This is a genomic window from Vibrio sp. 10N.286.48.C11 (assembly GCF_041469805.1).
GTDB lineage: Bacteria > Pseudomonadota > Gammaproteobacteria > Enterobacterales > Vibrionaceae > Vibrio > Vibrio crassostreae_C.
In genome coordinates, this window is the sequence record NZ_JBFRLK010000035.1 from 18,918 (window position 1) to 32,211 (window position 13,294).

Annotated in this window: 12 protein-coding genes and 1 riboswitch; of the genes, 2 read left to right on the top strand and 10 right to left on the bottom strand. The window is 45.4% G+C overall.

Features of this window, described 5'->3' with window-relative positions:
* Nucleotides 1–62: 62 nt before the first annotated feature.
* Together AB4209_RS09940 and AB4209_RS09945 are read right to left on the bottom strand one after the other, a co-directional pair.
* Nucleotides 63–344, bottom strand: a complete 282-nt coding sequence (locus AB4209_RS09940; protein ID WP_009848181.1) for a hypothetical protein — start codon at nt 342–344, stop codon at nt 63–65.
* A gap of 102 nt (nt 345–446) precedes the next feature.
* Nucleotides 447–1,646 (bottom strand): multidrug effflux MFS transporter, encoded by a 1,200-nt coding sequence (locus AB4209_RS09945; protein WP_372055718.1) that lies wholly within the window; start codon nt 1,644–1,646, stop codon nt 447–449.
* Nucleotides 1,647–1,747: 101 nt separating this feature from the next.
* Here AB4209_RS09945 and AB4209_RS09950 point away from each other — a divergent pair, with 101 nt between their 5' ends.
* Entirely contained in the window at nt 1,748–2,689 is a 942-nt protein-coding gene (locus AB4209_RS09950; protein WP_017061320.1) for a LysR substrate-binding domain-containing protein, read from the top strand.
* 122 nt (nt 2,690–2,811) lie between these two features.
* Complete coding sequence (locus tag AB4209_RS09955) at nt 2,812–4,602, top strand: aminopeptidase P family protein (protein WP_102393433.1); 1,791 nt, start codon at nt 2,812–2,814, stop codon at nt 4,600–4,602.
* Between the two features lie 121 nt (nt 4,603–4,723).
* Here the strand turns inward: AB4209_RS09955 and thiH are convergent, their stop codons facing one another.
* From thiH to AB4209_RS09995, 8 genes are all read right to left on the bottom strand, one after another.
* On the bottom strand, nt 4,724–5,851 hold the full coding sequence (gene thiH, locus AB4209_RS09960) for a 2-iminoacetate synthase ThiH (RefSeq protein ID WP_372055720.1): 1,128 nt from the start codon (nt 5,849–5,851) through the stop codon (nt 4,724–4,726).
* A gap of 7 nt (nt 5,852–5,858) precedes the next feature.
* Complete coding sequence (locus tag AB4209_RS09965) at nt 5,859–6,623, bottom strand: thiazole synthase (RefSeq protein ID WP_017067772.1); 765 nt, start codon at nt 6,621–6,623, stop codon at nt 5,859–5,861.
* 2 nt (nt 6,624–6,625) lie between these two features.
* Nucleotides 6,626–6,835 carry a sulfur carrier protein ThiS gene (gene thiS / locus AB4209_RS09970; protein ID WP_048610390.1) on the bottom strand — a complete coding sequence of 70 codons (210 nt, stop codon included), beginning with the start codon at nt 6,833–6,835 and terminating at the stop codon, nt 6,626–6,628.
* Nucleotides 6,832–7,614 carry a HesA/MoeB/ThiF family protein gene (locus tag AB4209_RS09975; protein WP_102394647.1) on the bottom strand — a complete coding sequence of 261 codons (783 nt, stop codon included), beginning with the start codon at nt 7,612–7,614 and terminating at the stop codon, nt 6,832–6,834. The genes thiS and AB4209_RS09975 overlap by 4 nt, the downstream gene beginning before the upstream one ends.
* Entirely contained in the window at nt 7,604–8,896 is a 1,293-nt protein-coding gene (locus AB4209_RS09980) for a thiamine phosphate synthase (RefSeq protein ID WP_372055722.1), read from the bottom strand. The genes AB4209_RS09975 and AB4209_RS09980 overlap by 11 nt, the downstream gene beginning before the upstream one ends.
* Nucleotides 8,896–10,845, bottom strand: coding sequence for a phosphomethylpyrimidine synthase ThiC (gene thiC / locus AB4209_RS09985; RefSeq protein WP_372055724.1), 1,950 nt, complete (start codon nt 10,843–10,845; stop codon nt 8,896–8,898). The genes AB4209_RS09980 and thiC overlap by 1 nt, the downstream gene beginning before the upstream one ends.
* A 130-nt stretch (nt 10,846–10,975) precedes the next feature.
* Nucleotides 10,976–11,074: riboswitch (TPP riboswitch) on the bottom strand.
* 62 nt (nt 11,075–11,136) lie between these two features.
* A complete protein-coding gene (gene crcB, locus AB4209_RS09990) occupies nt 11,137–11,520 on the bottom strand; it encodes a fluoride efflux transporter CrcB (RefSeq protein WP_004736665.1) in 384 nt (127 codons plus the stop codon).
* 100 nt (nt 11,521–11,620) lie between these two features.
* A complete protein-coding gene (locus AB4209_RS09995; protein ID WP_372055726.1) occupies nt 11,621–13,003 on the bottom strand; it encodes a multicopper oxidase family protein in 1,383 nt (460 codons plus the stop codon).
* Nucleotides 13,004–13,294: the final 291 nt, after the last annotated feature.

Below are 13,294 nucleotides of genomic sequence, written 5' to 3' on the forward strand. Positions count from 1 at the left end.
TGCTACAGCCCAAACGCAAGAAACCACTCAATTGAGTGGTTTCTTTTTTAACTGGGATAAGCTTACTTATTTAGAAAAGCTTGTAGCTCTTCAGCAGAGATGCCTTGCTCTGCAAGTTCTTTTGCCAATAGCTGAACCTGCTCACCCTTACGAGACTCTACCACACGCTGAAATTGGTAAATGATATCTCGCAAAGTATCGATTGGAACTTGTTTTGCCGCACTGCGAATACGCTCTTCACTTTGGTTGCCTAGCTCTTTAAGCAGTTTACCAAACATGACCTTTTCAGGTGCATCTTCCATTTGTTCTAAGACGCGCGCCATTTCGTAGGTTGTTAATGACATTACAGTATTTTCCGTTGGGGACTAACGTTTCAATGAGTGACAAATATACCATGTTTTAACGTTTCGAAAACCGCCATTTGTATATTTTGTCACCCTTGTAACTTATGCCTTAGCAAACGTCGTGTGCCAAGACTTACCCGCTTTGCTCGCAAGCACTAATAACGCAGGAACAATCAGGAACATTTGCAGAGCAATCATCACTTGCGACGTTAAATCAAGACGTTGCATGGTACCCACAAGAAGCCCTGAACCGCTCATTTGGAACAAGCCAAGCAGCGCAGCAGCTGTACCCGCACGGTCACCGAAAGGTTCTAGAGCTTTACCTGCCGCAGCACCAAGAATCCAAGCAAAGCCAACTGACGATAAGAAGATCGGTAGCATGAACGCGATTGGAGTAGCGTGCTCAGCAAGCACCAACATAATCACACCCGCTAAGCCCAGCGTCGAGATACCAACCACCAGTGCTTTATAGGTACCAAAACGGTCCATAAATTTAGGTGCAGTAAACGCAGCTGCAATGTTGATGGCCGCATTAACACCAAACCAGAAAGTAAACTCTTTCATGGTCAGGCCTAGGTTTTCCATCAACACAACTGGTGCAGAGGTTACATAAGCGAGGATAACCGCCATCGCCATCAGACACAAGGTTGCGTGGAAAAGGAATGATGGTGTTTTCAATACTGACCAGTATCGCTCAAGCTTGAATACCGCAACCTTTTCTGTCGCAGGGTTAGACTCTTTCATTTGTAAGAATAAGATAGTGCCAACAACGACAGCAAAGCCTGCCATAAAGCTAAAGTTCGAGCGCCAACCAAATTGATGTGTTAACCAAGCGCCAAGAATGGGTGCCAAAGCAGGAATAAAACAGATTGCACCATTAAGGTAGCTGATCATACGGCCACTCTTCTCTGGGCCAAATAGATCGCGAACCGTTGCAAAGGCTGCTACAGAAGTCGCACAAGCTCCTAAGCCTTGTAGCAGCCGAGCCATTAGCATCATATCAATCGATTGAGCTGCCCACGCCAAGCAAGCACTCAATGCATAGATACTAACACCTCCCAATGCAACGGTTCGACGTCCTAGCTTATCAGCCAAAGGGCCAGCAAATAATTGCCCGACACCCATGGCGAATAAAAACCAGGTAATCGTATCTTGTGCTAGTGCATGTTCCACGTGAAACGCTGTCGAAATTTGTGGCAGAGCTGGTAGGTAGATATCAATAGCCAGAGGGCTAAATAAAACCAACATTGCCAATAAAGCAACCTGCAGTTTACTAGGGGTTGGAAGCACGTTAGAAGGCACAAGATTCTCCGAATGAGTTAATTTAGGTGCATAATAACCAACTAAAGATATGAACAAAAATGGCATATACTCATTAGCATTATTCCAAATAGGAAACTCATATGAATATTGAGAAACTATCGCGCCTCGACCTCAATCTATTAGTTTGCTTGCAGGTGCTGATGGAAGAGCTAAGTGTGACTCGCACCGCCCACCGATTGTGCCTAAGCCAGTCAGCGGTTAGTAAGTCATTGGCCAAACTTCGTGAGCAATTTAATGATCCCCTTTTCACGCGAAGTGCTCATGGTCTGCGACCAACACCAAAGGCGGTCTTTCTCAAACCTCGATTAGAAACGCTGATCAACCAACTTGATGTGCTCACCCAACCAGAGACCTTCATTCCCAACAACAGTGACCACAGTTTTCACATTGCGGCTGTTGAGAGCGTTTACCCACTTATTCTTCCCCACTTTTTACCAGCGATATTTCGACAAGCCCCTAAGGTGAATATCAACACCCACGCTTGGACGGAGCAAACCTTTAAGAAGCTGCAGCTCGGTGAGCTCGATATCGGACTCACAGGTAAAGACATCGACATCAACGACGCACGTTTAACTATGCTGCCGCCAGATGATATTTGCGAGCAAGAGATCTACCGTGACGCGCAGATGTGTGTGCTAAGACGCAACCACCCCGCTCTGAATGGCAAATGGGATCTGGAAACCTACCTTGCACAGCGTCATGTACAAGTAAGATGTGATGGTAACGATCGTTGGCTGCTCGACTATAAGCTTGCCGACCTTGGTCACCAACGTGATATCGCTATTTCTGTTCCAGACTTCAATAGCGCCGCAAGCCTATGTACCTACACCGACTTTGTGTTTACTGCACCAAGCCACTTTACTTACCTCGTCGCCAAGCAACTCGACTTAGTGGTTGTCCCTTTACCGATGGAATTCCCACCGATGGCATACACTCTGTTTTGGCACCGTGACAGAGAAAATGACCCAGCGTTAACTTGGCTACGAGATATCATCAAAGAAAAAACTCTGCACCTTAGATAAAAATGGCGTACAGCGTTTGCAGCAAACGAACAAAAGCGCTAGCTTATTGACCTAATAAGTCCCCTCGCATGTATATCGACTGTGAGTGTTAACAAGGACCCTAACAATAAGGATAAACACAGATGCACAATATCACTGCTGAACGCGTTGCTGCGGTTCGAGCTTGGCTTGAAACAAACAACCTAGATGCCGTTATCATTCCACATGAAGACGAATATCTAGGTGAATACGTTCCTGCTCATAACGAGCGACTTCACTGGTTAACAGGTTTCACTGGCTCTGCTGGTGCGGCAGTTATCACTCGTGAGAACGCTGCTATTTTTGTTGATGGTCGCTACACGGTTCAGGTTCGTAAGCAGGTACCAGCAGAGTTATTTGAGTATCGCCACCTTATTGAAGAGCCGGCTTTAGATTGGATCACCAGTTCTCTAGCACAAGGCAGCAAGGTTGCATTCGACCCACGCATGCACACTGCTGCTTGGTTGAAAGGCGCTCAAGCTAAACTGGCAGAGAAAGTTGAACTAACAACACTATCTTCGAATCCAATTGATGAGCTTTGGTCTGATCGTCCTGAGCCGGTGGTATCTGATGTTCGCTTAATGGCAACAGACGCAGTAGGCCAATCAAGTGAAAGCAAACGTGCGGAGATTGCTGGCTTACTAAAAGCCAAAGGTGCTGATGCCGCTATCCTTACGGAACTCGATTCGATCTGTTGGTTGCTTAACATTCGCGGCTTGGACGTATCTCGCCTACCTGTTGTGTTATCCAATGCGATCATCCACGCCGATGAAAGCGTCGACTTCTTCCTAGACCCAGCTCGTATTCCTACGGGCTTTGAAGCACACGTTGGCAATGGTATTCGCGTATCTCACCCATCAGAGCTTGAAGCACGCCTTCAATCTTTGGAAGGCAAAAATGTATCTGTCGATTCAGGTACCAGTAACGCTTGGTACACGCTGGTTCTACAAAACTCTGGTGCTCATATCATTGAAGCAGCAGACCCATGCCTAATGCCAAAAGCAGCAAAGAATGAAACTGAAATTGCCGGCATGAAAGCGTGTCACATTCGTGATGGTGTTGCGATGGCGAAGTTCCTATCTTGGATTGATGCAGAAGTCACGCAAGGTAATCTGCACAATGAAGCTGTGCTAGCAGACAAAGTTCAATCATTCCGCGAACAAGACCCAACGCTGATGGACCTAAGTTTTGACACGATTTCAGCAGCAGGCGGCAACGCAGCAATGTGTCACTACAACCACGAGAACCAACCTGAACCAGGTCAGTTAGAGATGAATACTCTTTACCTAGTCGATTCAGGCGGTCAGTACCTAGATGGTACAACCGACATCACTCGAACTATCGCGATTGGCCAGCCAAGCGACGAAATGATCCAGCAGTTCACGTTAGCGCTTAAAGGTCACATCGGTATCGCGCGTGCACGTTTCCCACAGGGTACTCGTGGTTTCCAACTTGATATTCTAGCTCGCCAACACTTATGGGCAGAAGGCTTCGACTACGACCACGGTACTGGTCACGGTGTTGGTCATTTCCTAAGTGTTCATGAAGGTCCGCAAAGCATCTCTAAGAAGCTAATCGATGTACCTCTTGTTGAAGGCATGGTGTTATCAAACGAGCCGGGCTACTACCGTGCTGATGAATTTGGTATCCGTATCGAAAACCTAGAACTGGTGGTTGAGCTGCCAACTCAAGGTGACTTCTCAGTACTAACGTTTGAGTCGCTAACACGTTGCCCTATCGATAAGCGCAACATCAACGTCGATTTACTGACACGACCTGAACTTGCATGGCTTAATGATTACCACCAGAAAGTATGGAACGATGTTAGCCCATTAGTTGAAGGTGATACATTGGAATGGTTACGCCAATCAACCACTCCACTTGCTCATGCTTAATGCTTAATGCTTAGCTAATTCAAACTTAATGAAATGAAAAACGGCCACCTTAGGGTAGCCGTTTTTATTTGTCGATTTAACTTCGTCGATGTTTCACGTGGAACATAAATCTGCGTGTTCGCTAACCAGAGTAAGCACTGTGCCAGTCTCTCCACACAGGATCAAAACCACGTTGACGAATCATTGACTCAACATCGGCAGCACTTCGCTCATCACTTATTTCAAATTGCTCGAGTTCTTCTTCATCAGAAGCATAACCACCAGGCTGGGTTTTAGACGCAGCCGACATACTGGTGATTCCCAAAGGCAACACGTTATCGCGGAAAGTTGCCGATTCACGGGTCGAAAGGGATAACTCGACCTCAGGATTCAAGAGTCGATATGCGCAGATAAGCTGAACCAGCTGTTTATCGTTCATGATTGATTTAGGCTGTAATCCACCACCAGAGTCTCCACCCTCACACGGACGAAGACGTGGGAATGAAATTGAGTAACGTGTTTGCCAATAAGTACGCTCTAAGTAATCTAAGTGAGCAGCAACAAAAAAGCAGTCGTTTCGCCAATCTTCCAATCCAATCAAAGCGCCAATACCTATCTTATCTATCCCCGCCTTTGCTAGGCGATCTGGGGTTTCAAGACGGTATTCAAAATCCATTTTATTGCCACGTAGATGGTGCTCAGCGTAAGTTCTTGGCTGATAAGTCTCTTGGTAAACCATAACAGCATCTAGGCCGAGAGTTTTAAGCTCTGCGTAATCATTTTGATCAAGCGGCTGTACTTCCATCGCAAGGTAGTTAAATTGCTTTTTTATATTCGGCAACACCTGTCGAAAGTAATTCATCCCGACCTTAGTTTCATGTTCACCGGTGACCAACAAAACGCTATCGAACTTCATCTTTTTGATAGCCGCACTTTCGGCATCAATTTCATCCAAAGTAAGCGTGCGGCGCTTGATACGGTTCTCCATTGAGAAACCACAATACGTGCACGCATTCGCACATAGGTTCGAGAGGTACAATGGAATATACAGCGACATTGTATTACCAAATCGCTTACGAGTTAGCGCCAACGATTGTTGTGCCATCTGCTCTAAGTAAGGTTCTGCCGCCGGAGAGATCAGAGCCTTAAAGTCTTCCAAGTCGCGTTTAGGTTTACTCAGAGCGCGCTCAACATCCGCTGCCGTTTTACTCAAGATGGACATACCAATGTCATCCCAGTTGAGCTGTTTAAATCGATCAACAAACGTCATAAGGACACTACTCGTCTAGGAATGAAGTTAGCGGACTAGAAGCAACCGCATGAGACACCTGTCCAGCAAGACCAGAAAGGTAAGCCATACGGCCAGCTTCAACTGCCAGTTTAAAAGCAATCGCCATATCAACGGGTTGTTGAGAAGCCGCAATTGCAGTATTAACTAACACGGCATCCGCGCCCATTTCCATTGCACGAGCAGCATGAGATGGCGCACCAATACCAGCGTCAACAATCACAGGGACGTTCGCTTGGTCGATAATGATCTCTAAGAAATCTGCCGAAGCGATACCTTTATTTGAACCAATCGGCGCACCTAGCGGCATAACCGCAGCGCAACCCACCTCTTCCAAGCGTTTACACAATACTGGATCGGCATGACAGTAAGGCAACACAACAAAACCATCTTTAACCAGTTGCTCAGCAGCTTTAAGCGTCTCAATTGGGTCTGGCATCAAGTACTTTGGATCTGGGTGAATTTCCAGTTTAAGCCAGTTTGTGCCTAGCGCTTCACGAGCCAAATGCGCAGCAAAGATGGCATCCTTCGCGTTCTTCGCCCCAGAGGTATTCGGTAGCAAGTTCACGCCAGCATCAATGATTGGTTGTAAAATGTCGTCTTGCTCAGAGCGAATATCGACTCTCTTCAACGCCATGGTTGCCAGTTGCGAACCTGAAGCTTCAATAGCACTCGCCATCAAATGCTTGTTTGCGAACTTCCCGGTTCCAGTGAAGAGTCGTGATTGAAACGTTTTATCAGCGATAGTTAACATGGTTAGCCTCCTGCAATGGCTTGGAAAAGAGAAATAGCATCGCCTTCATTGACGACAGTTTGTTGCCACTGGCTGCGCGGGACAACCGCATTATTGATTGCAAATACACAACCTAGATCAGGTAATGAGAGCGCTTGGATGATATCCGCTAGAGACGACGATTGTGCGACCTGTTCTGGTTGCTCATTGATAGAGATCGTTATATTGCTCATTGGGTTTCTTCTTCTAAATAGTTAACTGTAGATTTGCAGCAAACGGGGCATTCACTATCTTGAGTGACACTTAAGTTTTGCCAGTTCATCGTCTGGCCATCAAACAGTTTGAGTTGATGTGTTGCAACTTGGAACTCGCCAGTGCTAAGGCGTTGAATAGCAGCCAGTGCTTGGAGGTTACCTATAGTGCCAACGACTGGGCCGATGATGCCGCTATCGCTACAACGTGTCGTTTGTGGATGATGACTGAACGGGAACAAACAGTGATAGCACCCTTTCTGCTTCTGATAATCAAAAACAATAAACTGACCTTTCCAGCCGATCGCAGAACCAGAAATCAAAGGCGTACTACTGCCGAAACATGCTTGGTTAACCTGTTGGCGTGACTCAAAGTTATCAGTACAATCCAACACCAAATCAGCGAGCATCACCTCAAGCTCAAGCTGGCTTTGAGTCATTCGCTTATTGATGGTTCTCACTTGGCTTCGACCATTAAGCTCGCTCAGTTGTTGCTTCAGAGCTTCAACCTTAGGTGAACCTAACTGACTTTCCTTGAACGCTACCTGTCGTTGCAGGTTAGACGAATCCACACAGTCATCATCAACCAATACTATTTTCCCGATACCGGAAGCCGCAAGATAGAGAGCTGCTGCATTGCCTAAGCCACCACAACCGATGACCAACACATGGCTGTCTAATAAATTTCGTTGCCCTTGCTCACCCACTTCAGGTAGTGCGAGTTGTCGTTGATAACGAATGAATTCGAAATCACTCAGCATGACTTAGCTCCTGAGTTACCTCATTAGCAGCACTTGTAGAACTGTCAGCCATTAATGCTTCGAAGAACTCAATCACTTGTTTTGGGTCTTCGGCTAACGTAATCGCACGCACAACAGCAAGGCTCGATACCCCACACCTCCACACCTGTGCAGCAGTCGACTGGTCAATTCCACCAATCGCAACCGTCGGATAACCGGTCAGTTCTTCTGTGTATGGGATAGTATCAATCAGCTGCTGATAGAGAGATAAACGCACAAGCCCTTGAGGCTTCGATGGCATCTGCTTAGTGGTGGTTGGGAAAATATGCCCCAGCGCAATATAACTTGGGTTGATTTGCACAATACGTAGCAACTCGTAATAACCATGAGTCGATAGACCGATCTTAATACCAGCTTGGCTCAGTTGAGATAGGTTGGATTCTTCGATGTCCTCTTGACCTAAATGAACACCAAAAGCATCATGCTTGAGTGCTAATTGCCAATAGTCATTGATAAAAACCTGAGCGTTATACTCACGACCAAGCTCGATAGATCGTGCGACTTGTTGTTCTAAATCCGCTTGCTGTGGATTCTTAATACGTAGTTGGACAGTGTTGATTCCAAGCTTGAGCAATCTTTCGATCCACTCAACATCATCAACTACTGGGTATAAACCGAGGCTACTCTTACTCAACTCAGGAAAAGAAAGTGATGTCCCTTGGTTAGCCCAACCTACGCTTATGTCCAATCGTTGATCTTCAAGAGCTGGAATTGGAAAGTTTTGGTAATGTGCTGGCCATGTTCCACGTGAAACATTGGACGCTGCGCGAGCTAAAACTAGTGCGTCTTCTAATGGGAATTCCAGTGCCAACAAAGTAAGTAACCAAGCAAAGTGGCCGTGATTATCTAACTCCTGATGAGCTGTAGTGTCACTCTTGATAGCACGGCTAGCATCCAGGTGTGACCAAATATCCAGTACAGCTGAATCATCTGAGACACCAATATAGATGGTATCCGGAGTTTCTGTAAAGGCATCACAAACGTCAGTTAACGCGACTGAATTACTGTAATCAACAACATGGTTCAGTTCCGCTAACTTACACTCTGCCAATGAATCAACATCATGAGCGAAGCCAATAGATAACGCCTGCTGAGAATCAACGATAGAGAAGTATTGAGTTGGGCTTACACCCAACTCAACCGCATCGGTTGCTAAGCCTTGTCGCTTAGCAACCAATAGACAGTTCTGCACCTCTCCCGTTAACTCAATATTTTGAGATGGGATGAGAATCTTCACTGTCATTATTCCTCTAGTTGAGCTTCTTTTGCGCCGACTGCAGGGTGGTAAAGTTCAGAACCAGTATCACGGAACTCTTGTGATTTTTGACGCATCCCTTCCAACGGGTTATCTAGCATCTTAATCTCGATAGCCTGATCCGCGGCTACTTGTTCGGTGTCTTTCGCATACTCTCGAACTTCTTGAGAAATCTTCATCGAGCAGAATTTAGGTCCACACATTGAGCAGAAGTGAGCAACCTTACCGGATTCTTGTGGCAGAGTTTCATCATGGAAAGAACGTGCTGTTTCAGGGTCTAAAGCTAGATTAAATTGGTCTTCCCAACGGAATTCAAAACGTGCTTTAGATAATGCATTATCTCGGATTTGTGCGCCTGGGTGCCCTTTCGCAAGGTCCGCTGCGTGTGCTGCTAGCTTGTAAGTAATCAAGCCAGTCTTCACATCTTCTTTATTTGGTAAGCCTAGGTGCTCTTTAGGGGTGACATAACACAGCATCGCACAGCCGTACCAACCAATCATGGCCGCGCCAATACCAGAGGTAATATGGTCGTAACCAGGGGCAATATCTGTCGTCAATGGGCCTAAAGTATAGAAAGGCGCTTCATGGCAGTGCTCTAACTGCTCGTCCATATTCTCTTTAATCAGGTGCATTGGTACATGTCCAGGGCCTTCAATGATCACCTGAACGTCATATTCCCAAGCCACTTTAGTCAACTCACCTAGAGTACGTAACTCCGAGAATTGAGCCTCATCATTAGCATCTGCAATTGAGCCCGGGCGTAAACCGTCACCTAATGACAGAGCAACATCGTACTTCGCACAGATCTCACAGATCTCACGGAAGTGGGTATAAAGGAAACTTTCTTGGTGATGAGCAAGACACCATTTCGCGATGATGGAGCCGCCACGAGAGACAATACCAGTCACACGTTTAGCGGTCATAGGAACGTAGCGAAGCAATAAGCCTGCGTGGATAGTAAAGTAATCAACACCCTGCTCTGCTTGTTCAATCAAGGTATCGCGCATCACTTCCCAGTTAAGGTCTTCCGCAACGCCATTCACTTTTTCAAGCGCTTGATACATAGGAACCGTGCCAATTGGTACTGGGCTATTACGTAGGATCCATTCGCGAGTCTCGTGAATATTACGACCAGTAGAAAGGTCCATCACGGTATCGCCACCCCAGCGAGTCGACCATACTAGCTTCTCAACTTCTTCTTCAATCGAAGAGCTTACTGAAGAGTTACCGATATTAGCGTTCACTTTCACTAAGAAGTTTCGACCAATAATCATCGGTTCTGATTCTGGGTGGTTAATGTTTGAAGGGATAATAGCTCGACCTTCAGCAACCTCTTTACGCACGAACTCAGGAGTGATTTCTTTCGGCAGGTTTGCGCCAAAATTATGGCCAGGGTGTTGGTGGTTTAGCTGCTCATCAGCAAATTTCTGACGTCCCATGTTCTCACGTATCGCAATGTACTCCATCTCAGGAGTGATAATTCCCTGACGAGCATAGCGCAACTGAGTAACACATTGATCGCCAGTCGCGCGACGAATTCTAGGCAGATTACCGTAACGAAGGTCGTCTAGAGTTTCATCTTCTAAACGCTCTTTGGTATAAACAGAACTTACATCGTCTAATAGTTCTGTATCACCACGCTCTTCAATCCATTGCTCTCGTAACTTAGGAAGGCCACTGTAAAGGTCAATTTCGTGCGTAGGGTCAGTATAAACACCAGAAGTGTCGTATACATGAATTGGTGCATTAGGTTCGAATACAGGCTCTTTTTTGGTACCACCAACAAGGCTATCTGCTAGTGATATTTCTCGTACAGGGACTTGAATGTCCTCGCGAGATCCTTGGATATAAGCTTTTTTTGAATTTGGATAAGGTTGTACGGATAAAGAATCAATGAAATTCTTCGCTTCCAGTCTTGCTTGTTTACGACTCGACATAGCATTTTTCCTTGGCTTTTAGCCATTATTTATAGGGATAAAAATGCTTGACGGATAAGATGCTACAAGAGGGATCACAGCAAGAAAATGCAGTTGTGATCTGGAGATAGATCTCTAGAAGGATTCTAGTTAGATATCTACTCTTGTTCCCTTCGCAGGTATTAGCCTGATCAGGTTCAACGGATCCCGAGTTAACGGTCTCAGCCATATGGCACTCCGACAAGTACGATCGAGTATATAAAAACGGCTTGGATAAACCAAGCCGAGTTGTTAACAAATCGTAAGAAAGTTTTAAGACTTTATCAGAAGTTGGAAGCCGATCCATGCGGCTGAAATACTGAGAACCACATTGAGCAGTACATTGAGCCCCATCTTGAAGAACGCACCCTGCTGCATAAGAAGCACGTTATCCATCGAAAACGTAGAAAATGTCGTCAGGGCTCCAAGGAAACCAAGACCGATAATTTGTCTCCACGGCTCCGTCGCAACCATCTCATTTTCAAACGCGGCGATGAGCAATCCCATAATCAAAGAGCCAATTACGTTAACAGTCAGCGTACCGTAAGGAAAACCACGCCCTAACATCACAACGCATAACTCTGAAATCAAGTAACGTGAACAAGCACCAAACGCGCCACCGATGGCGATAAAACCTAGAATAGATAACTGACCCATGAATCCTCCCAAACAATAATCCCTATATTCTAGCTTTAACGCCGATAAAAGCGAGGGTAGAAACTAAGAATGCATGCGCAAATATTAAACGTTACAGGTGTCACTTAACTTCAATATATCCCATCAAACCCGTTTTCATGTGTTCTATAACATGACAATGATACATCCAGCGGCCAGGGTTGTCGGCTACAAATGCAGCTTTAGCTCGGCCATTTTTTCCAAGTAACACTGTATCAATATGGAAAGGTTCTTCAACTTTCTTCCCATCAAGTTCCAATACAGTGAATGTATGGCCGTGAATGTGAATCGGGTGATGATATTGAGTGACGTTCTTAAGATCGAATATATAGGTTTTTCCCAGCTCTAAAGTCGCCAACGGTTCAGGGATATTATCTTTGCTCATCCCCTCCCATGCTCGTTTATTAGTTAGCCAAAACTTAGGCATAGATTTTCCATCTTTAGATACTGGAGAAACCGCCCCTTCCCATTCAAATAAAAAGTCGATTTCTTCTGCATTAGCCAAATCTAAATTGGGCACAGGATTAAGGGGTAAAGAAGGCAGAGAGCGATTCTCAACAAGGGTTGAATCTACAACCTCGAACTCACACAAAGAGAAAGGAAAGCGTCCTTTCATTTGAAGGACGCTAACTCGCCCACCGGCTTTGGGTGCTATCAGTCCAATATCAACACGCATCCCTGGACCGATTTTATGTTGAGTCAGTTTGTAAGGCGTTTTTACAGGGTTACCATCGATGGCAATCACCCATGCCTCAGCCCCTTCGATAGCAATAGGATAAGTGATCGTATTATCGACATTCGCGATACGCAGTCGAGTCGTTGCGTGCTGCTTTAATTGGTATACAGGTTCATGAACACCATTAACGCTACTCCACTCTCCTGGAGTGCCCATACGAGTACTGAGTCTTGGAATCATTAAGTCTTTCCATTGGCCTTTCTTATCTATATGCCAATGTTTAAGCATCAGTGCGTGCTCTTCATCAAACGGCACTGGAATGCTCTCCTCAACGATAATTAGACCAACCAAGCCCATACCAAGCTGCTTAACGCTGTTCATATGTGGGTGATACCAAAACGTGCCAGCATCTGGTGGCGTAAATTCATAAATGAATGTTTCACCTGGCATGATCGGTGGTTGGCTCAAGAAGGGAACCCCATCCATTTCGATAGGAATCCTTAAACCATGCCAATGAATAGTTGTCGGTTCTGATAGCTTGTTGGTAAAACGGATCGTTACCTTTTCACCTTGTCGACATCGAATCGTTGGTGCTGGAATCTGACCATTAAAGCCTAGAATATCAGTCTCAAACCCCGTCACGAGTTCAGCGGTTGAAGGCTCTGCCGTTAAGTCATAAACATACTTTCCTTGTTCATCAACCGACCGTTTCATTGAGCAAGCGGGCAGTACAGTGAGTGCAGATATAGCGAGAGATGATTGAATAAACTTACGACGGGAGATATCCATATTTGTTGCCTTTTAGTAATAACGACTAAAATTTAACAAAATATTGAGAACAGTTCTCATAAAGAAGCGTAGTTTGTGCTGTTGGTTGTTTATAAAAGAGACTGGGATAAGTAAGCACTTACACTTTTAAGGCCAGGTTTTATTAAAAGCAGGAATTACCGACTAATACCAATTAAAGTAAAAATGTGATCTAATTAAGATTGATGAATTATTGTGAAATTTAGCCATGGATAGCCTTAATAACACTGACTTCAAAAAGCTTGCGAGCCAGCAAAAAACCATTCAGATGAA